Origin of the sequence: Burkholderia sp. Ed8 (assembly GCF_040761425.1) — a bacterium.
GTDB lineage: Bacteria > Pseudomonadota > Gammaproteobacteria > Burkholderiales > Burkholderiaceae > Burkholderia > Burkholderia seminalis.
Genome location: NZ_CP142885.1, coordinates 1,928,626 through 1,949,625 on the forward strand (window position 1 = coordinate 1,928,626; position 21,000 = coordinate 1,949,625).

The window sequence follows — 21,000 nt, forward strand, 5'->3', positions numbered from 1 at the left end:
AAGACCATGGCAGTCAGGACATCCCTCCTGAACTCCGTTCTCGCCACTCCTCCCTCCGGCAACCACCGCGTGACGGCCGCGCTGCGCCCGTCGATGCTCGTGACGTTGTTCGAGGACGTGCGCCCGATGGCGCTGTCCGGGCTCGCGAGCAGCTTCGTCGCGGCCGTCGCCCTGCTTCGGCTGCAGCAGCTCTGGTGCCTCGCCTGGCTCGTCGCCGACTTCGGCCTGCTCATCGCGCGGCTCGCGATCGCACGCGCGTACGCCGTGCGGCGCGATGCCGGCGACGACCGCGCCGAATACTGGGCGATGCGCTACGCGCCCGTCTCGCTCGTCGCGTGCTTCGTGCTCGGCCTCGGCGTGATGGGCTGCGTGCAGGCCGTCGACGTCGAGCTCGGCACGCTGTCGGTGATGGTCGCCGGCGGCGTGTTCGGCGGGATCGCGTCGCGCAATTCGGCGCTGCCGCGGCTCGCGATGACGCAGGTCACGCTCGGCGTGCTGCCGATCGGCGTCGGCGCCCTGCTCGCCCACCGGTCGGGCGCCTGGCTGCTGGTGCCGCCGCTCGTGATCTACCTCGCCGCGATGCGCACGGTCGTCCAGCGACACTACCGCGTGCTCGTCGCGCTGATCGCCGCACGCCAGCGCAACGCCGAACTCGTCGCGCGCTTCGACGCCGCGCTCACCTATATGCCGCACGGCCTGTGCATGATCGACGGCGACAGCCGCGTGATCGTCGCGAACCGGCGCACCGCGCAGCTGTTCGGATCGCCGCGCGAGATCATGCTCGATGCGCCGTTGCCCGACGTCGTTGCCGCGCTCGGCGCGAACGCCGTGGCCGATTCCGGCGCCGGCCTCGCCGCGCAGTGCAACGCGTGGCTGCGCCGCGCCGAACCGGAGCCGTTCGACATCGCGCTGGCCGACGGCCGCCAGCTCGAACTGACGCGCCATCGCGTGCCGGACGGCAATGCGGTGATCATCGTGGAGGATGTCACCGCGCGCCGCCAGACCGAACAACATATCCGCCACCTCGCGCGGCACGATGCGCTGACGGGTTTGCCGAACCGCCACGAACTGCATGCGGAGCTCACGCGACGGCTCGCACGCCGGCCGCGCCTGCCGGGCCCTGCCTTCGCCGTCATGTATCTCGATCTCGACGGCTTCAAGGCGATCAACGACCGCTTCGGCCACCAGGCCGGCGACGAAGTGCTCACGCAGGTCGCCGAGCGGCTCGGCAAGACGCTGCCGCCTGGCGAGCTCGCGGCGCGCATCGGCGGCGACGAGTTCATCGTCGCGATCGACGACACGACGATGCAGGCGTGCTCGGTCCTCGCCGCGCGCATCATCCGGCAGGTCTCGGCGCCGTACGCGCTGTCGATCGGCGAGACCGTCTGCATCGGCATCAGCATCGGCATCGCGCTCGACGACGGCCACGGCTCGCCCGACGAACTGATCCGGCAGGCCGACAGCGCGCTGTACGACGCGAAGTCCGCCGGCAAGGGCATCTACTGCTTCTACTCGAGCGGCAGCCGCCGCGTGGTGCCGGCCGCCGCGAGCTGACCGGGCAGCGCCTGCGCCGCCCGCCGCCTCACCGTCCTTTCCCTGCCCGTCGTATCGTCCCGATGAGTCAATTCCGAAACGCATGACGGGTTCGCGCGTGACGTCGCGCATTCGCGTGTCACGTGACATGTTCCGTAACATCGCCGCTTGCCGCGCATCATGTTGACGGCAGAAGCCGGCACGTTCGACGCAGTGCAAGGCTTTTCATGGTTGGCACCCTTATTGCTCCCTGTCAGGGAAACAGGTTGTCAGGGAGACCCAACATGAATACCGTCGAAGTCCTCAGCCGCAGCGAAACCATCGACGAACTGGATGTGATCGACGGCGCATCGCTGATCCGCCGACTCGTGTCCGAGCGCCGCATGCCGGCCGCGCGCGAAGCCGCCTGCGTCGACAATCCGCCGCTGACACTGTACGGCGCGTTTCGCCAGGGCATCGCCGATCACGGCACGCGACGCGCGAATCCGTATCGCGCCGGCAGCCGTTTCTGGGCACTGTGGGAAGAAGGACGTCTCGAAGCTGAAACATCGGGCCGATAAGCCGGTCGCACGTGCCGGCCCCTGTCGCGACAAGGGACCGGCGCGAAATTCGATGCCCGGATGCGGCCCGCCACGCGCCGCATGCATTCAACGCTGCAACATCCGCGCGATCTCGCGTTGCCGTTCTCGTCGATCGAAATGAACCTGTCGCGGTTGACGAAGCAACGAGGTCGCCTCGCCCGCTCGAACGCCCGCGAGGCGTGCCGGCTTATTTCGACGCGACGCCCGTAAAAGGCCGCGGCACCCTGCTCGCGTCCTGACGATCGATCATCCAACCCGGATAGGCGGGCGGCAACGCGCTCACGGCGTCCAGGCCGGCCAGTTCATCCGCGGTCAGGACGACGTCGACCGCGCCGAGATTGTCTTCGAGCTGCTCGATCCGTTTGGCGCCGACGATGACGCTCGTGACATGCGGCTTCGCCAGCAACCAGGCCAGCGCGATCCGCGCGACCGAGACCCCGTGCGCGTCGGCGATCGAGCGCATCGCGGCGACGCACGGCCACGCGCGCTCGAGGTCGACCGGCGGAAAGTCGAAATGACTGCGTCGCGAGCCGTCCTCGGCGGACGCACCGGGACCGAACTTCCCCGACAGCAACCCGCCGGCAAGCGGCGACCAGACCAGCAACCCCATCTGCTCGTCGATCGCGAGCGGCACCAGTTCGCGCTCCACGTCGCGTCCGGCGATGGAATAGTAGGCCTGCAGCGTCTCGAAGCGCGTCGCATGGAGCCCCTGGCTCAGGCCAAGCGCCTTGCCGATTTTTCCCGCGCGCCAGTTGGAGACACCGACATGGCGAACCAGTCCCTGGCGCGTCAGATCGTCAAGCGCGCGCAACGTCTCCTCGACCGGCGTGACGGAATCGCTGGCGTGTATCTGGTAAAGATCGATGTGGTCGACCTGGAGGCGTTCCAGGCTGCGCTGCACGGCGTCCATGATGTGGCCGCGCGACGCGCCCTGGTCGTTGGGCTTCGGGCTCATCGCGCCGGCCGTCTTGGTCGCCAGCACGATCTCGTTGCGCGGGACGCCGATGTCCCGCAGCGCCTGTCCGACGAGGCGTTCGGACTGGCCGAACGAGTAGACGTCGGCGGTATCGATGAAGTTGATTCCCGCGTCCAGCCCGCGGGCAATCAGCCGGGTCGCGTCGCGTTGATCCAGTGCGCCGATCGCCGCCCACATGCCGGCATCCGCATTGCCGCCCAGCGTCATCGTGCCGAGACACAGCTCCGAGACATACAGGCCGGTGCGGCCCAGTCGCTTGTATTTCATGGTCGTTTTCCTTCAGGATCGGCTGAAAAAACGCGGCGGCGTCCTGCCGGACGCACCGCGCATGCAAGGACTTCGGATGACTCAGCGCTGCCCGGTCCGAAACCGTCCGGCGATCGTCGCGACGCGCGCGCCGTAGCGGCGGGCGGTCTCGAGATCCCCCGGCGACATCTCGTCGGGCGACGCGTCGGCCGGCGTCTGCGCCATCGGCGCGATATAGGAGCCCATGCGGTTCAGGTCGTCACGTGCCGATGCCTTCAGGTTCGCCGGCTTGATGTCCATGCTCACCCAGATGCCGCCGTGCTGCCCGGCCAGCAGAACGAAGTATTCGAGCGTATTGAGCTTGTCGCCGTTGATGCTCGCGCTGTTGGTGAAGCCGCCGAAGATCTTGTCGCGCCACGCGCCGTCGAACCAGGCCTTCGACGACGCATCGGCGAACTTCTTGAACTGCCAGCTGGGGCCGCCCATGTAGGTCGGCGAGCCGAACAGGATCGCGTCGGCGCCGGCCAGCGTGTCCCACGCGTCCTCCGCGATGTTGCCGTCGGCGTCGATCGCGACGAGTACGGCACCGGCGCCCTCGGCGACCGCCGCGGCCAGCCGTCGAGTATGGCCATAGCCGGAGTGGTAGACCACGGCCGTCCTGGCCGGAGAAACGTGTTGCGTCATGGTGGTGCCCTTCCATCGAGGTCGTCGTCGGGTGACGACGTCGGAAAGCACTCTACTGAGTCGCAACTGAGTTATAAATGATGGCCGATTGAACGTTCTGTTACTCCGTGAGTGAACAATGCAAAACCTCGATGCGCTGTTGATCTTTGCGCGTGTCGCCGAAATGACGAGCTTCACGCGGGCGGCCGAAAGTCTCGGCATCCAGAAAGGCCGTGTCTCGATGGTGATCCGTCAACTCGAGCGCGACGTCGGCGTGGCGCTGCTGCATCGAACCACGCGCAGCGTGCAGCTGACCGACGACGGCCGCGCGTTCTATTCGCGCGCACGGGACCTGCTGGCCGACGTCCAGGAGCTGCAATCGATGTTCGCCGCCGACGGCGCCCGCCTGCGGGGAAGGTTGCGCGTCGACATGCCGACCGAGCTGGCGCGCAGCGTCGTGGTTCCCGCGCTCCCGCAACTGATGGCGGCACACCCGGAGCTGGAACTGGAGCTGTCGAGCACCGATCGGCGCGTCGATCTCGTGCAGGAAGGATTCGATTGCGTGATCCGCCTGGGTCCGATCGTCGACGAGACGCTGATCGCCCGTCCGTTGGGCCGGCTGCGCATGATCAATGCGGCAAGTCCCGGTTATCTGGCGCGGTATGGCGTACCGCATACGCTCGACGACCTGCTCCGCGACGGCCACCGGATGGTCCAGTACTCGCTGACGCTCGGCGCCCGGCATGCCGGCTGGGAATATCCGAGCGGCGACGGTTATGCGACGCTTGCGCTGCCGAGCGCGATGCAGGTCAACAACGTGCAGACCTATCATGCGGCCGGGCTTGCCGGCATCGGGTTGATCCAGGCCGGTTATTCAGGGGTCGCGACTCACGTCGCCAGCGGCGCGCTGGTGGAAGTGCTGCCCGACCTGCGGCCGGAACCGCTCGCCGCGTCGCTCGTCGTGGCCCATCGGCGCAATCTGTCGCCGCGCGTCCGGGCGTTCATGGATTGGATCGAACGGGTACTGGCGCCGTATTTCGATTGAGGGCACGTGGAGGTTCGGCGCGGCACACCGCCGTTTCCCGATAAGATGGCAGATTCCGTTCATCGAACGAAGCTGCCATGACCGCCTCCTCTTCACACCGCAACCCCATTCACTGCGAAATCGATCTCGACGCGCAAGGCAAGCACGCGGGCTACCTGCGGCTGCCGCATTCCGTGCACCGCTCGGCATACGGCTGGCTGCCGATCCCGATCGCGTCGATCCGCAACGGCGACGGCCCGGTCGCGCTCGTGATGGCCGGCAACCACGGCGATGAATACGAAGGCCAGATCATCGTGTCGCAACTGATGCGCGAGATCGAACCCGAGATGGTGAGCGGGCAACTGATCCTGCTGCCGATGGCGAATTTCCCGGCGGCCGATGCCGGCCTGCGCGTGTCGCCGCTCGACGAAGGCAACCTGAACCGCAGCTTCCCCGGCGACCCGACCGGCACGCCGACGCAGATGATCGCCCACTACATCGAGCATGCGCTGCTGTCGCGCGCGCAGTACCTGGTCGACCTGCATTCGGGCGGCAGCTCGCTGCTGTACCAGGGCGGCAACATGCTCGCGATCGATCCGCTCGACGCCGACGAGGCCGCGAAGCTCAACGGGCTGCTGGTCGCGTTCGGGTTGCAGAATGCGCTGCTGCATGCGCCGAATCCCGTGCATTCGGCGTCGGCCGCGCGCCGGCAAGGCGCGATCTCGATCGTGACCGAACTCGGCGGCGCCGGCATGGCCGATCCGTCGCTGATCCGGCTCGGCCGCCACGGGCTGCTGCATTACCTCGGTTATATCGGCCTGCTGCACGGCGCGCTCGTGCCCGACGCGCCGCCGACCGTCACGCGCTTCATGCGTGTCGACGGCGATCGTCATTTCGTCTATGCGTACGAGCGCGGGCTGTACGAGCCGCTCGTCGAACTCGGCGACCAGGTGAAGGCCGGGCAGCCGGCGGCATGGGTGCATTTCCCCGATACGCCGTTGCGCGAACCGGTGCTGCACCGGTTCAAGGGCGATGGCGAGGTGGTGTGCAAGCGCGTGCCCGCGCAGGTGCAGCGGGGGGATTGCATGTTTCAGCTGGCGGAGTTGTCGACGCCGCCGCGTGTCGTCGAGTGATCGACGCGACGGGCGCACGGGGAAGTCGCGGATACCGGATGGCCTGCCCGCGACCCGCGCCGCGAATGCGGGCGGTTGCCGCCCGGTGCAAAACGATGCGGCGCCGATGCATGGCCGTCAGGCGAGCGTTTGCGCGAACGACTTCAGGTACTTCATGCCCGTGTCGCACATGATCGTCACGATCGTGGCGTCCGGGCCGAGCCGTTCGGCAACGCGCAATGCGTCGGTTACGTTGGCGCCGGTCGACGTACCGCAGAACAGCCCCTCCTCGGCCGCCAGCCGGAACGCCATCGCTTTCGCGTCCTCCGTGGACACCCGCTCGAGTTCGTCGGCGATGCCGTCGCGCCAAAGCGGCACGACATAACCCGCGCCGATCCCGTCGATCCTGTGCGCCCCGGTCGCCCCGCCCGACAGCACCGCGGATTCGGCCGGCTCCACGCCGGCGATCCGAATGCGTGCATCGTGTTCGCGCAAGCGCCGCGATATCCCGCGCAGCGACGCAGCCGTACCGACACTCTGGACGAAGCCGTCGAGACGCCCGCCGGTCTGCTCCCAGATCTCGTCGGCCATCTTCGTATAGGCATTGAGCTGATCGGTATTTTCCATCTGCGCAGTGATGTATGCGCCCGTCTCGCCGGCAATTCGATGCGCTTCGCGAATCATGTCCTTCGTCAACTTCTCGGTTTGCCTGCCGTTGTCGCTGGGAACGAGCGTCAGCTTCGCGCCGAGCAGACGCATGTGATCCAGTTTCTCCCTCGAGAACGCGTCCGATGACACCAGATGGAGCGGATGCCGCTTGACGGCGCACACCAGCGCAAGCGATACGCCCGTGCTGCCGCCGGTGTATTCGACCACCGCACCGCCGGGCTTCAAGCGCCCATCGCGTTCGGGCGCTTCGATCATCTCGAGCGCGATCCGGTCCTTCATGCTGCCGGTCGGATTCTGACTTTCCAGCTTGACGAAAAGGCGCGCGCCGTTCTTTGGAACAACGTTGCGCAACGGGACGAGTGACGTGTTGCCAATCGTGTCGAGGAGATTGCTCGGCGTCGATTTCATGGTGACCTCTGAAAGAAGCGAACGGGTAAAACGCAAACAGGCGGCGGTTAGCTCGCGTGTCCGAGCAACACCACGGCGAACGTGAGCGTCGCCGCGAAGCCGGCAAGGAAAGCGATCGTGCGCACGACAGGAATGCCTGCGGCGTAGACAACGTAATGAATCAGCCGAGCGCCCAGATAGAGCCTGGCCGAGAACACCGTCGCCGGGCTGCTCGCCCCCGTCATCGCGCACATCAGCACGAGCGGGGCGAACACGGCGAGATTCTCGATCGCGTTCGCATGCGCGCGCCGTGCACGTTCTGCCCACGGCGGGCCGGGCGGAGCGGACGGGTCGGGATTGTTCAAGGCCGCCATCAGGCCATGCGTCGCGATTCTGGCCAGCATGTAGGGGATCCACATCAGCAACGTCGCGATCGCAGTAAGCGTCAGCAGGTGGAGTTCGGGCGAGCGTGTCATCGGATGGGCCCTGTCGGACTGAAGGTGCAGGACAGATCTGCGGTTGCCGGAAATGCTTCGCAGTCTAGACGCGCGACGAGGCCCTCGCCATAGTCATAAATGACATTAATAGCGACAATCGCGACATCCCATCGATATGGAATTCACCCGTCTTTTTGATCGGGACGATGCATCGGCGAAACGTCGCGCAAACGGCCACGCGTCGCCCATCGGATTCATTCAGGCCGTACGCGACACCAGCTTGCCCGGGACCGGGCCCAGTGGGACATGACCGCGCAGGATGTATTCAGGATTGCTTTCGAGATTGATCCAGCCTTCGTCGACGCCTCACGGTCAACGACCCAGCCGGCTGTTGGCCCGGAGCTCCCGCACCCCACGGCCGAGCCTGCGGCGCAACAACGCCCGCAACGTCGCCGCATCCGCATAGCCGACCTCGCTTGCGATCCTTTCCAGGTCGTACCCCATCGACACGAGATGCTGCGCCCGTTCGATCCGGATATCCTGGAAAAACGCCAAGGGCGACTTCCCGAGTACCGCCTCGGTACGGCGCTGCAACGTGCGCGGCCCGACGGCCAGGGCGGCGGCGGCCGTCTGAAGCGAAAAACCCACGGAAAGATTCTCGCGAGCCCATCGCTCGAATCGAGCGACCAGCGGATCCGCGTGCGCAAGGTAATCCGGAATGACGTATTCGGCCTGTGACGAACGCTTGTCGATCAGCATGAAACGCGCAACGAGCGTGGCCAGTTCGGGACTCGCTTGACGCAGCAACCAGAGCGCAAGGTCGAGATGCCCCATTGCCGATCCTGCCGTCACCAGACGATCCGCAGCGACGACCATGCGCGAATCGTTCAGGTCCACGGCCGGATAACGTTGACGAAAGAACGGCGAGAGCGACCAGGTGGTCGTCGCCTCGCGATGATCCAGAAGCCCGGCTTCCGCCAGCACGAACGTACCGATGCAAGCGGCGGCGACGCCGACGCCATCGGCATGCCACGCCCGAAGGTGCGCCATTGCATCGCGCACATCCGGACGCTCCAGTGCCTCGATCAGGCGCTCCGGCTGTCTGATGCCAGGCGCGGGCACGACCACCCAGTCGACGTGGCGTACGCTGCTTGCCGGCTCCGCCAGCATGGACAGTCCGTGCGCGGTCCGGACGCGTCTGCGTACGCCCACTACCCCGACGTCGAAGGGCGGCACGGCAAAGCCCCGGGCAGCAGCCAGTTCATTGGCCATCGCGAAGGTATCCAGAAGCACCGTAAGGCCGGTGTCGAATAGCCCTTCAAGGGCCAGAATGGATAATCTCATGTCGTAAACACATCCATTAATGTCATTTACGACTATAGCCCGCTTTCCGGGGAAAACCTAGACTGCACAGCGTTGCAGCGAAGATTCCAGCTGCCTGGCAAAGGGGAAAAGCATGAGCGGTTCGGAACCTGTCGGCCTCGACCATCCCGTCTGGTTGGCCCTCACGACGAAGCAGGCGCACCTCGGACAAGGTGACGCGCTCGCGCGTCGATACCATCCCGATGTGGCGCCTTTTGCCGCGCTGGCCGCCGAAACGCCCGCCGCATACCGGGCGCTCCAAGCCCTCTTACGGCCTCGCGAGCAACTCGCCTTGCTATCCGTCGAACCGATTGGCCCGGTCGACGGACTTCAAACAGAGCAGGCGGGCGTGATCCATCAAATGGTCGCCTCGCCTCTCGATGCGGGAAGGAGCGATAACGAGGCAATCGTTCGGTTAGGCGCCGCCGACGCGAACGATATGCTCGAACTGGCCCGGAGAACCAAGCCGGGACCTTTCGGCAAGCGGACCGTCGCAACGGGCAATTACATCGGCATTCGCGAACGGGGGCGTCTTGTTGCGATGGCCGGCGAACGCATGCGCATCGCCGGATACGTCGAGATCAGCGCCGTTTGCGTGGATGACGCGCATCGCGGCAACGGACTCGCCGGGCGGCTCGTGAACGTCTTGCGGCGGGAAATCGGGCAGCGCGGCGAAACACCGTTTCTGCACGTATTCAGCGACAACGTTTCCGCGATTCGGCTGTATGAGGGCCTGGGGTTCCAATTACGTCGCACGTTTCATCTCAACCGCATCGGACAGGCTCACGCCGATTCGGTTGCGGCTCTCTAACCTTGCTTGCTGGAAAACACTCGACATGTCCAAAACCATTCTGATCACCGGCGCCAGCAGCGGCTTCGGCCGCGATACGGCGGAGACGCTCTCGGCGGCCGGGCACCGCGTATTCGCGTCGATGCGCGACATCGCCGGCCGCAATCGGCCGCATGCCGACGCCCTTCGGGCAACAGGCGTGCACGTCGTCGAACTCGACGTGACGGACGACGCGTCCGTCGAGCGCGCCGTCGCTTCCGTGCTGGACGATGCCGGGCATCTCGACGTCCTGGTCAACAACGCCGGTATCGGATCGGCGGGTATTTCCGAGGCGTTCACGACGAAGCAGGTACAGGCACTCTTCGACGTGAATGTATTCGGCATCCAGCGAACGTCGCGGGCAGTACTTCCGACTTTCAGGAAACAGGGCGAAGGCCTGATCGTGAACATCGGCTCGATACTCGGCCGCGTGACGTTTCCGTTCTTCGGTCTCTATGGCGCATCGAAGTTCGCGCTTGAAGCGCTGACCGACAGCTATCGTTACGAGTTGTCGACGTTGGGCATCGACGTCGTTCTCGTTCAACCCAGCAACTATCCGACGAATATCTTCGCGAGCGCGCAACGGCCCTCCGACGCCGCGCGCGCCCCCGGCTACGGTGAAGTCGGTGCGATTCCGGACAAGATGGTGGAGACCCTGATGACGCTGTTCGCGAGCGACGACGCGCCGAATCCGCACGACGTCGCCGAAGCGATCGTGCAGTTGGTCGAACAAGCAAACGGTACGCGCCCACCGCGTTGGGTCGTCGGACAGTCATTCGGTACGGACGCCCTCAATGCCCAATCGGCCTCGATTCAGGCGCAGGTGCTCGACGGCCTCGGACTGGCGCACCTCGCCGAGCCGAAAGACGATCCGCGGCGGCTTGAGGGTGCGGCCGACGCAGAAGCCCATATCGCCCAGCGGCACTGCCCCCGTCAGCTTCGCGCCGGCCGACGGCCGTCATTTCCGTCGAGGGCGATGACGGCTACTCACTGCTGAAGCCGTCCCTGTCATATAGAATGACGCGCTTTGCCCGTACACCTATGTGGTTCAAGAACCTTCAGCTTCATCGTCTTCCGGCGCCCTGGGCCGTTACCCCCGATCAGATGGAAAAATGGCTGGCGCCCCACGCGTTCCAGCCGGCCAACAGCCTCGAGATGCAGCGCCACGGCTGGGCGTCGCCGCGTGACGACGGCGCGCTCGTGTATTCGATCAACCGGCAGATGCTGCTGGTGTTTCGCGCCGAAAAGAAGCTGCTCCCGGCATCCGTCGTCAACCAGGTGACCAAGGCGCGGGCGCTTGAAGTCGAGGAACAGCAGGGCTTCAAGGTCGGGCGAAAGCAGATGCGCGAACTCAAGGAGCAGGTCACCGACGAGCTGCTGCCGCGCGCGTTCACCATTCGCCGCGACACCCGCGTGTGGATCGATACGGCGAACGGCTGGCTCGTCATCGATGCGGCAGCACAGGCGCTCGCCGACGACGTGCGCGGCCTGCTCGTCAAATCGATCGATCAGTTGCCGCTCGCCGGCGTTCAGGTGGCGCTGTCGCCGGTCGCCGCGATGACGGATTGGCTGCTGTCGGGGGACGCGCCGGGCGGATTCACCGTGGACCAGGACGCCGAGCTGCGCTCGACCGGCGAAGGCGGCGCCACCGTGCGATACGTCGGCCACGCGCTGGAAACGAACGACATGCGCCGGCACATCGAGGCCGGCAAGCAATGCATGCGCCTCGCGATGACCTGGAACGACAGGATCTCGTTCGTGCTGACACCGTCGCTGACGATCAAGCGTGTCACGCCGCTCGACGTGATCAAGGAAGCCGCGGATCCCACTGCCCAGAACGACGACGAACGCTTCGACTCGGACGTCGCGCTGATGACCGGTGAACTCGCGCGGATGTTGACCGATCTCGTCGATATCCTGGGTGGCGATCAGCAGGACGCGATTCAACGGGCGGCCGCGGCCTGAACGCCGTCGCGGGGCGACGCTCGTCGGCCGCGCGCCGAAGCAGCCGCCGGCCGGCGTCGGCGCCGCTGCGATTGCGGGTTGCCCGCATGCCGGCCGTCAATCGGACGACGCCGGCGACGCGTTTCCCTGCGGCGCACCGCACTGATGACAATGCGGGAAGAAATAGAAATTCCGGCCGCCGCATCCGCATACGTTGAAGAGCCGCAATCCGCAATGCACGCAGAACGTGGCATCGTCGCCGCCGAGATTCCATTGCTTGTCGCATGACGGGCAGCGCTTTTTCTCGAGCGAGCGAACGGCCTTTTCGTATCCGATCGTCCGTGCACGTTCCCCCTGGTCCTGCTGCAGTTCGAGCCGCTTGCGTTCGGCATAACGCTGAAAGGCCTTCATCATGTAGAGGCCGGCGAATACCGTGAGCACAATGCCGACCAGGACCCGGACGTAGCCACCGAAATTCGGCAGGTACGGGACCAGTTCGATGAAAAACGCGCTCAGCGCGAACAGGCCGAAACCATAGACGAAAGGCCAATAGCGCGCGTTGCGGTAGCGGATGAACAACCCGATCGCGATCAGCAGGATCGGCAGCGTCAGCGCCAGCCGCAGTCCGAACACCTGCAACTCGTAATGCCGGGTCGCCGCGTCGAAGCGTTTTTCGGCTGCGGCGTCCGCGTCGGCGATCTGCGTGTCGACTTCAGTCTGCCGCGATGCCAGTGCCCGTTGCTGGTCGCCGATCGCGTCGATCTGATGCTGCCAGTTGGTCACCACCGCCTGGAGCGTATCGAGCTTGCGGGTTCTCGCCAGAATGTCCGGGTCCCTCGCACTGTCTCCCGTCGCCGAGCGGGTTGCCAGCCAGTTGCGGAAGCTTTCCTTCTCGGCCGCGTACGCCTTCGCGGCGCGGCCGCGCGCCACTTCCATCGTGCTCGCCTGCTCGGCGAGCGCGTCGCGCCGGGCCTGCAGATCGCGCCGCGCCGCGTCCAGGCGCGCTTTCGTCGGCGCATCGGCGAATTGCTCGATGACGGGCGGCCCGCCGCTCGGGGCGAACGCCATGTCGCGAATCACGAGACTGCCGAGCATGTTCAGAAAAACGGCGAAGACGATTGCAATCACCCATGAAGCGAGTCGCAGCAGCCGCGCTGGACGGGTCAGGCCATCGCTCGAAATCCTCATTGTTTTGCCCTTGTTGGAATGGTCATGACCGGATTTGAGTCAGCCCTTTCGGCTGCGCCGGTATTGCCGCCACGTCTTGTACAGGGACGGACGGCACGCGCGCTGGCCGATCATCCGCGCGCGACGGCCATTGAAGAATATCGCATGTTCAAGCGGCCCCTGAACGCCGTTCGGACCGGCACGGCAGCCAGGTAGCCGTGTCGTCAGGTCGGCGCCGCTCCGCTCGGCCGGGCAGGTTCGGCATGCCGGCGCGCAAGCTATCCGAAAACGCGCGCCCAAATCGCACGAAGGCGTCGCGCGCGGTCTTCGAGGAGATAGGAGGCTGCCAGCGCCAAGAGCCCTGAAATGACGCCCGTCAGGATGTGCTCGACATAGGGGATGCGGTAGTGACTCGTGTGCGAATACGCGTCGCCCAGCGTCGTCAGGATGCCGACGACCAGCGCGTTGCCGAATCGGTGCGCGTAGAGTTTCGCCGCGGGCGTGAAAGTCAGGAGGACGGCCAGGAGTCCGGTAAGCAGGCCGGTATGAAAGGCAATGGTCCAGTGGGCAACGCTCATGATATTGCCCCAGCTTCCCGGCATGCAGGTCATGCATGCGCTGGTAGGCTGCCAGAAACGCTGCGCAAACAGTCTGACGCGGTGCTTCCACTCGGATGCCATGATGCATTCCCGTCAATGCCGTTGTCCCGGCCCACGCCACCACACGTATCGTCGAAACGGTTTGTTGACCTTCAAAGAGCTTGCCGCCCTCGTCACGGATGGGTTGGCCGTGCGCCGTAGAAGCCGGGCGATAGCGGGAGCATGGGGCAATACTACCGGCAAGATCGGCGCCCGGAAAGCCGATCGCGGCGAAACGCCACCTGCTCCTGTCGGCAAATCCCCCACCTTCCTGTTCGTCGGTCACCCGCCAAACGGCCGTGGCTTCGCGCAGCACCCGGTTGCCCCACCCCACGCCGGTTGCGAGCCTTCTGACGCCGCCTGCGAAATCCTTATCGAAATTGCTTCGTTCGCCTTTGCCCGTCCCGCCGCTAACGTGTTCGAAACGGCGGCGGCGCGCCCTCGGCATCGCAGGATGCGCAGCAACCGCCGCCATCACGACAACCGCGCCGCGATAACGGAACAGACCGGACGGGCCGCGTGCCCGCACCCCGCCAGGAACGTCCGCATCGCGCGCCCTTCGCGATGCCCATGGCCACGAACGACCGCATCATCGACACGACGCCGCTCGACGTCCGCGCGCAACCGCTGATCGACGCGCTGATCGACGAGTATTCGACCCGTTACGACGCATACCGCCCGGACAGCCGCGCGTCCGCGCGCGACGAACTCGCGCGCTACCCGGCCGACCTGTTCGCGCCGCCCGAAGGCGCATTCGTCCTGCTGCTGCGCGACGGCGAGACGATCGGCGGCGGCGCGTTCAAGCGCTACGACGCGCAGACCGCCGAACTCAAACGCATCTGGACGCGCACCGACCTGCGCCGCCAAGGCCTCGCGCGACGCATCGTCGAAGCGCTCGAACTGCGCGCCGCGCGGCAGGGCTACCGCCGCCTCTACCTGACCACCGGCTTTCGCCAGCCCGAAGCGTGGGCGCTGTACGACCGCACCGGCTATACGCGGCTGTTCGATGCGTCGATCGACCCGGAAGCGTATTTCCACCTGCGCTTCGGCAAGGATCTCGTCGATCCGTCGCGCACCTCGACGCTCGCCGACCTGTGGGCGCCCGTGCCCGAACCGGTGCTGCCGCGCTGACGGCGCCGCGCCGGACACCTCATTTCTCGCCTTCCGCCTTCCACCACAGGACGTTTTCATGCACCGAGCCGTACCGCTTTCTTCCCGCACCGTGCGCACGCTGGCCGCCGCGCTGATCGGCCTCACCGCCTTCGCTGCCGCGGCAGCCGCCGCGACGTTCGACCTGAGCCCCGAGCAGCGCGGCCGTCCGCGCGGCACGGCCGACGCGGCGGTCGAGCGCGCGGTGCCCGCGTCGTTCAAGTTCGCGGAGCCCGGCACGCTGACGATCGGCATCGCGCCGAGCCTGCCGCCGATCAGCTCGTATGCGACCGACGCGCGCACGGTGATCGGCTTCGACGCCGACATCGGCCAGCTCGTGTCCGACAGCCTCGGCCGCAAGCTGAAGATCGTCGCGCTCGCGTGGGCCGACTGGCCGCTCGCGCTCGAATCGGGGAAAGTCGACGCGGTGATCTCGAACGTGACCGTCACCGAGGAACGCAAGCAGAAGCTCGATTTCTCGACGTATCGCAAGGATCAGGTCGGCTTCTACGTGCGCAACGACAGCAAGATCCAGGCGATCCGCGAGCCAAAGGACGTCGCCGGCCTGCGCATCGTGACCGACGCCGGCACCAACCAGGAAAAGATCCTGCTCGCCTGGGATCGCGAGAACGTCGCGCACGGGCTGAAACCGGTGCAGATCCAGTACTACGACGACCAGGCGATGCGCATCGTCGCCGTGCAGTCGGGCCGGGCCGATGCGGTGTTCAGCGTGAACTCGGTGCTCGCGTACCAGAGCGCGCAGCAAGGCAAGACGCGGCTCGTCGGCGCGATCAGCGGCGGCTGGCCGCGTACGGCCGACATCGCGATCGCGACGCGTCGCGGCAGCGGCCTCGCCGATCCGCTGACCGTCGCGCTGAACGGGCTGATCAAGAACGGCCGCTACCAGCAGGTGCTCGATCGCTGGAACCTCGCGTCCGAAGCGATCGACCAGTCACGCACGAATCCGCCGGGGCTGCCGAAGAGCTGAACACCGCGCGCCACCACCGCCCATCCCCGCTCACGCAGGAACGACGCCCATCATGTCTTATTCGCTTTCGCTGCTGGACAAGAGTCCGATCGCCGACGGCGCGACCGCCGCCGACGCGCTGCGCTTCACCACCACACTCGCGCGGCGCGCCGAACAGCTCGGCTACGCGCGTTTCTGGGTCGCCGAGCATCACGGCACACCGGGCTTCGCGAGTTCTGCGCCGGAAATCGTCGTCGCGCACCTGCTCGCGCATACGTCCCGGATCCGGATCGGCTCGGGCGGCGTGATGCTGCAGCACTACAGCCCGTTCAAGGTCGCCGAGACGTTCAAGCTGCTGGCCGCGCTCGCGCCCGGCCGCGTCGATCTCGGCATCGGCAAGGCGCCTGGTGGCCTGCCGCTGACCACACGCGCGCTGCAGTGGTTTCACGACAAGGCGCGCAAGCCCGACTTCGCGGGCCAGCTCGCGGAGCTCGACGCGTTTCTCGGCTGGGGCGTCGCCGAAGATCATCCGCTCGCCGGCGCGGTCGCGATGCCGGTGGCGCCGCAACCGCCCGAGCGCATCCTGCTCGGCGGCTCGCCGGAAAGCGGTGCGCTCGCCGCGCGCAACGGCTGGCGCTTCTGCTACGCGGGCCATTTCAACGGCGACGATGCGAATCTCGAACGCTCGCTCGATGCATACCGCGGCGCGGGCGGCACGAAGCCGCTCGTCGCGCTGTATGCGGTCGCCGCGCCGACGCGCGACGAAGCCGAGCAATTGATCGGGCCGCTGAAGATCTTCAAGCTGCAGTTCGCGGGCGGGCAGAGCTTCAACCTCGCCAGCGCGCAGGCGGCCGCCGAATTCGCGCGGCAAAGCGGCGCGTCCGACTACCGGATCGACGAACTGCGCCCGACCGTGCTGGCCGATACGCCCGAGCGCATCCACCGCGCGCTCGACGCGTTGAGCCGGCGGCTCGACGTCGATGCATTCGTGATCGATTCGCCGGTGACCGACTACGCGGCGCGGCTCGCGTCGGCCGAATGGCTCGGCGGCGCGCTGTCGGCCACCCCGTTGCGGGCGGCCCTCGCGGCCGACCGCGCCCTCTCCCCTGACCAGAACGCGTGACGCTCCCATGACGACCCGACGATCGATCCCCTTCGGCCTGATGCTGCAAGGCGCAGGCAGCCACATGAACGCATGGCGGCATCCGAGCAACCCGCCGGACGCGAGCATCAACCTCGACTTCGCGATCGGCGTCGCGCGCAAGGCGGAAGCCGCCGGCATCGCGTTCGCGTTCGTCGCGGACGGCCTCTACATCAACGAGAAGTCGATCCCGCACTTCCTGAACCGCTTCGAGCCACTGACCGTGTTGTCGGCGCTGGCGGTCGCGACGAAGAAGATCGGGCTCGCGGGCACGATCTCGACGTCGTACAGCGAGCCGTTCACGGTCGCGCGCCAGCTCGCGTCGCTCGATGCGATCAGCGGCGGCCGCGCGGGCTGGAACGTCGTGACGACGCCGCTCGAAGGCACCGCGAGGAATTTCGGCAAGGCGCATCCCGATCACGAACTGCGCTACGAGATCGCCGACGAATACCTCGACGTCGTGCAGGGCCTGTGGGACAGCTGGGACGACGACGCATTCGTGCGCGACCGCGCGACCGGCCGTTTCTTCGATCGCGACAAGCTCCACACGCTCAACCACCACGGCCGCTTCTTCCAGGTCGCGGGGCCGCTGAACATCCAGCGCTCGCCGCAGGGGCAGCCGGTGATCTTCCAGGCCGGCTCGTCCGACACCGGGATCGGACTCGCGGGCAAGTACGCGGACGCCGTGTTCACGCATTCGCCGTCGATCGAGGAAACGGCCGCGTTCACGCGGCGCGTGAAGCAGAGCGCGCTCGAGCACGGGCGGCAAGCCGGCGACGTGAAGATCTTCCCCGGCGTCGGGCCGATCGTCGGCCGCACGGCCGCCGAGGCGGAAGACAAATACCAGGCGATCCGCGACCTGCTGACGATCGACGAGGCGCTCGCGTACCTCGGCCGCTATTTCGATCACCACGACTTCACGCAGTACGCGCTCGACGCGCCGTTCCCGGAACTCGGCGACCTCGGCCGCAACAGCTTCCGCTCGACCACCGACCGGATCAAGGCCGACGCGAAGCGGAAAGGCCTGTCGCTGCGCGAAACCGCGCTCGCGGTCGCCACGCCGCGCCCGAACTTCATCGGCACGGCCGAGCATGTCGCCGACGAACTGATCCGCTGGCACGACGCAGGCGCCGGCGACGGCTTCATCCTCGGTTTTCCGGTGCAGGCGCAGGGCGTCGACGATTTCGTCGAACTCGTGATTCCGGTGCTCGAGGCGCGCGGCCGCTACAGCCGCGACCTGCCCGGCGCGACGCTGCGCGACCACCTCGGCCTGCCGCGCAAGGCAAGCCGCCATGCGGCGCCCGGCGCGCCGCACGAAACGGCGGCCGAAGCGCACGCCTGACGCCGCCGCGCCGCCCGTGCGCGGCGCGCCCTGCCCGACGAATCGAGGATTTCCAACGACATGAGCGACACGACCCATCTCGGCGGCGCACTGCCGCCGCTCTCTTCCCCCGGCGCGCGCGACGCCGGCACGCGTTTGCGGATCGTGCCCGCGCGCCACCGGTCGCGCACGGCCGGCACCGTGCTCGCGCTGGTGCTGATCGCGATCGCGCTGCATTCGATCCTCGGCAATCCGCAATGGGGCTGGCCGGTGTTCGCCGAATGGTTCCTGTCGCCGCCGGTGCTGTCGGGGCTCGCGCGCACGCTGCTGCTGACGCTGCTGGGTGCGGTGTTCGGCTTCGCGCTCGGCGCGTTCGTCGCACTGGCCCGGCTGTCGCGTTCGCGCCTGCTGTCCGCCAGCGCCTGGACCTTCGTGTGGCTGTTCCGCTCGATTCCGCTGATCGTGCTGCTGCTGATCCTGAACAACCTCGGCTACCTGTACGAACACGTGCGGCTCGGCGTGCCGTTCACCGACATCGTGTGGTTCGAGGCGCCGACCACCGACCTGATCAGCCCGTTCCTCGCGGCCGTGCTCGGCCTCACGCTGAACCACGCGGCCTTTTCCGCGGAAGTGATACGCGGCGGCATTCTCGCGGTCGACCAGGGGCAGCTCGAGGCAGCGGCCGCGCTCGGGCTGCCGCGCGGCCGCCAGACCACGCGGATCGTGCTGCCGCAGGCGATGCGCGCGATCCTGCCGACCGCGTTCAACGACCTGATCTCGCTCGCGAAAGGCACGTCGATGGTGTACGTGCTCGCGATGCCCGAGCTGTTCTACACGGTGCAGGTGATCTACCGCCGCAATCTCGAAGTGATTCCGCTGCTGATGGTCGCGACCGTCTGGTACCTGATCATCCTGACCGTGCTGTCGGCGATCCAGGTGCAGGTCGAGCGGCACTATGCGCGTGGTGCGCTGCGCAATCCGCCGCCGTCCGTGCTCACGTTCGCGCTCGCGCGCATCGGCGTGCTGTGGCGGCGTGCCGCGGCGCGCCGCGCGGCGGCGATCGCGCCGGCCGCAAGTGTTATCCGCGAAGATGTCGCTGCCGACGCCGCGCCGCGCACCGGCGGCGAAGTGGCCGTGCACGGTGTATCGAAGCAGTTCGGCATGCAGCGCGTGCTCGACAACGTGTCGTTCGTCGCGCCGCGCGGCAGCGTGACCGCGATCGTCGGGCCGTCCGGCTCAGGCAAGTCGACGCTGTTGCGCACGATCAACCATCTCGAACGCGTCGACGACGGCTACATCGACATCGACGGCGAACTGATCGGCTATCGCCGCGACGGCGACGTGCTCCACGAGCTGAAGGAGCGCGATGTGCTGAAGCGGCGCACGGCCGTCGGCATGGTGTTCCAGAACTTCAACCTGTTCCCGCACCTGACGGTGCTCGAGAACCTGATCGAAGCGCCGGTTGCCGTCGGCGGCGTCACGCGCGACGATGCCGAACGCACCGCGCGCACGCTGCTCGCGCGCGTCGGCCTCGCCGACAAGGCCGATGCGTACCCGCGCCAGTTGTCGGGCGGCCAGCAGCAGCGCGTCGCGATCGCGCGGGCGCTCGCGTTGCGTCCGAAGGTGCTGCTGTTCGACGAACCGACGTCGGCGCTCGATCCCGAACTCGTCAACGAAGTGCTCGACGTGATCAAGGAACTCGCACGCTCGGGCACGACGCTCGTGATCGTCACGCACGAGATCGGCTTCGCGCGCGAAGTCGCCGACAACGTGCTGTTCATGGAGCGCGGGCGCATCGTCGAGGCCGGACCGCCTGCCGCCGTGCTCGATGCGCCGGCCCATCCGCGCACACGCGCGTTCCTGTCGCGGGTGCTGTGATGCGCGCCGCGTCCCCCCTGCAAGGAGCCGCACGATGACCGACCGGCGCCAGTTCATCACCGCCGCGCTGGCCGCGGCGACCGTCCTGCCGTGGCAGGCCGCGCACGCGGCGGCGGCCACCGCCGATCTCGACCCGCGCCAGGCCGGCCGCCTGCGCGCGGACCGCGACGACGCGGCGATCCGCGCGGCGGCCGCCTACCGCTGGGTGCGCGACGGCGCATTCACGGTCGCGATTTCGCCGCACGCGCCGCCCGTGTCGACCTACGCGACCGACGCGCGCACCGTCGTCGGCGCCGATCCCGATTACGCGCAGCTCGTCGCCGACGCGCTCGGCCGCACGCTCGTGCTGGTGCCGATCGCCTGGGCCGACTGGCCGCTCGGGCTGACGTCCGGCAAGTACGACGCGGTGATCTCGAACGTGGGCGTGACCGAGAAGCGCAAGGAGAAATACGACTTCACGACCTACCGGCTCGGGCTGCACGGCTTCTACGTGCGCACCGGCAGCCCGATCGCGAAGATCGCCGAGCCGAAGGACGTCGCGGGCCTGCGGATCATCACCGGCGCCGGCACGAGCCAGGAGCGCATCCTGCTCGAATGGAGCAAGCGCAACGTCGCGCAGGGGCTGAAGCCGGCCGAACTGCTCTACTTCGACGACGATGCGACGGCGCGCGTCGCGCTGCTGTCGGGCCGCGCCGATGCGGAGCTGAACCCGAACGCGTCGCTCGCGTACGAGGCCGCGCGCAGCGGCAAGATCCGCCGCGTCGGCGTCGTCAACGCGGGCTGGCCGGCCAATGCCGATGTCGCGATCGCGACGCGTCGCGGCAGCGGGCTCGCACCGGCGCTGACGCTCGCGACGAATGCGCTGATCGGCAGCGGTCGTTACGGGCAGGCGCTCGCGCGGTGGGGGTTGCAGAGCGAGGCGATCGCGCGCGCGGAAACCAATCCGCCGGGGTTGCCGTCGTTCTGAACCGCCCAT

20 protein-coding genes are annotated in these 21,000 nt (G+C 67.2%); 13 read left to right on the forward strand and 7 right to left on the reverse strand.

Annotated elements, in window-relative coordinates:
* The first annotated feature begins 6 nt into the window (after positions 1-6).
* Complete coding sequence (locus tag VXM69_RS08865; protein WP_069704746.1) at positions 7-1,554, forward strand: sensor domain-containing diguanylate cyclase; 1,548 nt, start codon at positions 7-9, stop codon at positions 1,552-1,554.
* A 263-nt stretch (positions 1,555-1,817) separates the two neighbouring features.
* Positions 1,818-2,093, forward strand: coding sequence for a hypothetical protein (locus tag VXM69_RS08870; protein ID WP_034191344.1), 276 nt, complete (start codon positions 1,818-1,820; stop codon positions 2,091-2,093).
* 208 nt (positions 2,094-2,301) lie between these two features.
* Here VXM69_RS08870 and VXM69_RS08875 read toward each other — a convergent pair whose 3' ends face one another.
* A complete protein-coding gene (locus tag VXM69_RS08875) occupies positions 2,302-3,357 on the reverse strand; it encodes an aldo/keto reductase (RefSeq protein ID WP_367188435.1) in 1,056 nt (351 codons plus the stop codon).
* An 81-nt stretch (positions 3,358-3,438) separates the two neighbouring features.
* A complete protein-coding gene (locus VXM69_RS08880; protein ID WP_034191342.1) occupies positions 3,439-4,020 on the reverse strand; it encodes a flavodoxin family protein in 582 nt (193 codons plus the stop codon).
* A 118-nt stretch (positions 4,021-4,138) separates the two neighbouring features.
* On the opposite strand from VXM69_RS08880, the gene VXM69_RS08885 reads away from it, so the two are divergent.
* Both VXM69_RS08885 and VXM69_RS08890 read left to right on the forward strand, forming a co-directional pair.
* Entirely contained in the window at positions 4,139-5,044 is a 906-nt protein-coding gene (locus tag VXM69_RS08885; RefSeq protein ID WP_034191341.1) for a LysR family transcriptional regulator, read from the forward strand.
* Between the two features lie 77 nt (positions 5,045-5,121).
* The gene (locus VXM69_RS08890) at positions 5,122-6,156 is read left to right on the forward strand and encodes a succinylglutamate desuccinylase/aspartoacylase family protein (RefSeq protein ID WP_034191340.1); all 1,035 of its coding nucleotides are present in this window, start codon (positions 5,122-5,124) and stop codon (positions 6,154-6,156) included.
* A 117-nt stretch (positions 6,157-6,273) separates the two neighbouring features.
* Here the strand turns inward: VXM69_RS08890 and VXM69_RS08895 are convergent, their stop codons facing one another.
* From VXM69_RS08895 to VXM69_RS08905, 3 genes are all read right to left on the reverse strand, one after another.
* Entirely contained in the window at positions 6,274-7,212 is a 939-nt protein-coding gene (locus VXM69_RS08895; protein WP_367188436.1) for a PLP-dependent cysteine synthase family protein, read from the reverse strand.
* A gap of 47 nt (positions 7,213-7,259) precedes the next feature.
* Positions 7,260-7,667, reverse strand: coding sequence for an MAPEG family protein (locus VXM69_RS08900; protein WP_049030608.1), 408 nt, complete (start codon positions 7,665-7,667; stop codon positions 7,260-7,262).
* A 333-nt stretch (positions 7,668-8,000) separates the two neighbouring features.
* Complete coding sequence (locus VXM69_RS08905; RefSeq protein WP_367188437.1) at positions 8,001-8,972, reverse strand: GlxA family transcriptional regulator; 972 nt, start codon at positions 8,970-8,972, stop codon at positions 8,001-8,003.
* A 112-nt stretch (positions 8,973-9,084) separates the two neighbouring features.
* Here VXM69_RS08905 and VXM69_RS08910 point away from each other — a divergent pair, with 112 nt between their 5' ends.
* Genes VXM69_RS08910 through VXM69_RS08920 form a run of 3 tightly spaced genes read left to right on the forward strand, consistent with a single transcriptional unit; the run spans position 9,085 to position 11,784 of the window.
* The gene (locus VXM69_RS08910) at positions 9,085-9,801 is read left to right on the forward strand and encodes a GNAT family N-acetyltransferase (protein ID WP_367188438.1); all 717 of its coding nucleotides are present in this window, start codon (positions 9,085-9,087) and stop codon (positions 9,799-9,801) included.
* 25 nt (positions 9,802-9,826) lie between these two features.
* Positions 9,827-10,816: an SDR family oxidoreductase gene (locus VXM69_RS08915; RefSeq protein ID WP_367188439.1), complete on the forward strand. Its 990-nt coding sequence runs from the start codon at positions 9,827-9,829 to the stop codon at positions 10,814-10,816.
* 44 nt (positions 10,817-10,860) lie between these two features.
* Positions 10,861-11,784, forward strand: a complete 924-nt coding sequence (locus tag VXM69_RS08920; protein ID WP_049030612.1) for a recombination-associated protein RdgC — start codon at positions 10,861-10,863, stop codon at positions 11,782-11,784.
* Positions 11,785-11,880: 96 nt separating this feature from the next.
* Here VXM69_RS08920 and VXM69_RS08925 read toward each other — a convergent pair whose 3' ends face one another.
* Complete coding sequence (locus VXM69_RS08925; protein ID WP_034191334.1) at positions 11,881-12,951, reverse strand: double zinc ribbon family protein; 1,071 nt, start codon at positions 12,949-12,951, stop codon at positions 11,881-11,883.
* 257 nt (positions 12,952-13,208) lie between these two features.
* Entirely contained in the window at positions 13,209-13,610 is a 402-nt protein-coding gene (locus VXM69_RS08930; protein WP_049030614.1) for a hypothetical protein, read from the reverse strand.
* Positions 13,611-14,138: 528 nt separating this feature from the next.
* On the opposite strand from VXM69_RS08930, the gene VXM69_RS08935 reads away from it, so the two are divergent.
* The 6 genes from VXM69_RS08935 to VXM69_RS08960 are packed head-to-tail and all read left to right on the forward strand — an operon-like array spanning position 14,139 to position 20,991.
* Complete coding sequence (locus VXM69_RS08935) at positions 14,139-14,699, forward strand: GNAT family N-acetyltransferase (RefSeq protein WP_034191332.1); 561 nt, start codon at positions 14,139-14,141, stop codon at positions 14,697-14,699.
* 58 nt (positions 14,700-14,757) lie between these two features.
* Entirely contained in the window at positions 14,758-15,705 is a 948-nt protein-coding gene (locus VXM69_RS08940) for an ABC transporter substrate-binding protein (protein ID WP_034191331.1), read from the forward strand.
* A gap of 52 nt (positions 15,706-15,757) precedes the next feature.
* Entirely contained in the window at positions 15,758-16,807 is a 1,050-nt protein-coding gene (locus VXM69_RS08945) for an LLM class flavin-dependent oxidoreductase (RefSeq protein WP_367188440.1), read from the forward strand.
* Positions 16,808-16,814: 7 nt separating this feature from the next.
* The gene (locus VXM69_RS08950) at positions 16,815-18,167 is read left to right on the forward strand and encodes an LLM class flavin-dependent oxidoreductase (RefSeq protein ID WP_367188441.1); all 1,353 of its coding nucleotides are present in this window, start codon (positions 16,815-16,817) and stop codon (positions 18,165-18,167) included.
* A gap of 60 nt (positions 18,168-18,227) precedes the next feature.
* The gene (locus VXM69_RS08955) at positions 18,228-20,024 is read left to right on the forward strand and encodes an amino acid ABC transporter permease/ATP-binding protein (RefSeq protein ID WP_124609821.1); all 1,797 of its coding nucleotides are present in this window, start codon (positions 18,228-18,230) and stop codon (positions 20,022-20,024) included.
* 34 nt (positions 20,025-20,058) lie between these two features.
* Complete coding sequence (locus VXM69_RS08960; protein WP_059556561.1) at positions 20,059-20,991, forward strand: ABC transporter substrate-binding protein; 933 nt, start codon at positions 20,059-20,061, stop codon at positions 20,989-20,991.
* Positions 20,992-21,000 lie beyond the last annotated feature (9 nt).

Coding starts and splice junctions, on each gene's coding strand:
- VXM69_RS08865 (WP_069704746.1), top strand. CDS start 7: ATGGCAGTCAGGACATCCCTCCTGAACTCCGTTCTCGCCACTCCTCCC.
- VXM69_RS08870 (WP_034191344.1), top strand. CDS start 1,818: ATGAATACCGTCGAAGTCCTCAGCCGCAGCGAAACCATCGACGAACTG.
- VXM69_RS08875 (WP_367188435.1), bottom strand. CDS start 3,357: ATGAAATACAAGCGACTGGGCCGCACCGGCCTGTATGTCTCGGAGCTG.
- VXM69_RS08880 (WP_034191342.1), bottom strand. CDS start 4,020: ATGACGCAACACGTTTCTCCGGCCAGGACGGCCGTGGTCTACCACTCC.
- VXM69_RS08885 (WP_034191341.1), top strand. CDS start 4,139: ATGCAAAACCTCGATGCGCTGTTGATCTTTGCGCGTGTCGCCGAAATG.
- VXM69_RS08890 (WP_034191340.1), top strand. CDS start 5,122: ATGACCGCCTCCTCTTCACACCGCAACCCCATTCACTGCGAAATCGAT.
- VXM69_RS08895 (WP_367188436.1), bottom strand. CDS start 7,212: ATGAAATCGACGCCGAGCAATCTCCTCGACACGATTGGCAACACGTCA.
- VXM69_RS08900 (WP_049030608.1), bottom strand. CDS start 7,667: ATGACACGCTCGCCCGAACTCCACCTGCTGACGCTTACTGCGATCGCG.
- VXM69_RS08905 (WP_367188437.1), bottom strand. CDS start 8,972: ATGAGATTATCCATTCTGGCCCTTGAAGGGCTATTCGACACCGGCCTT.
- VXM69_RS08910 (WP_367188438.1), top strand. CDS start 9,085: ATGAGCGGTTCGGAACCTGTCGGCCTCGACCATCCCGTCTGGTTGGCC.
- VXM69_RS08915 (WP_367188439.1), top strand. CDS start 9,827: ATGTCCAAAACCATTCTGATCACCGGCGCCAGCAGCGGCTTCGGCCGC.
- VXM69_RS08920 (WP_049030612.1), top strand. CDS start 10,861: ATGTGGTTCAAGAACCTTCAGCTTCATCGTCTTCCGGCGCCCTGGGCC.
- VXM69_RS08925 (WP_034191334.1), bottom strand. CDS start 12,951: ATGAGGATTTCGAGCGATGGCCTGACCCGTCCAGCGCGGCTGCTGCGA.
- VXM69_RS08930 (WP_049030614.1), bottom strand. CDS start 13,610: ATGGCATCCGAGTGGAAGCACCGCGTCAGACTGTTTGCGCAGCGTTTC.
- VXM69_RS08935 (WP_034191332.1), top strand. CDS start 14,139: ATGGCCACGAACGACCGCATCATCGACACGACGCCGCTCGACGTCCGC.
- VXM69_RS08940 (WP_034191331.1), top strand. CDS start 14,758: ATGCACCGAGCCGTACCGCTTTCTTCCCGCACCGTGCGCACGCTGGCC.
- VXM69_RS08945 (WP_367188440.1), top strand. CDS start 15,758: ATGTCTTATTCGCTTTCGCTGCTGGACAAGAGTCCGATCGCCGACGGC.
- VXM69_RS08950 (WP_367188441.1), top strand. CDS start 16,815: ATGACGACCCGACGATCGATCCCCTTCGGCCTGATGCTGCAAGGCGCA.
- VXM69_RS08955 (WP_124609821.1), top strand. CDS start 18,228: ATGAGCGACACGACCCATCTCGGCGGCGCACTGCCGCCGCTCTCTTCC.
- VXM69_RS08960 (WP_059556561.1), top strand. CDS start 20,059: ATGACCGACCGGCGCCAGTTCATCACCGCCGCGCTGGCCGCGGCGACC.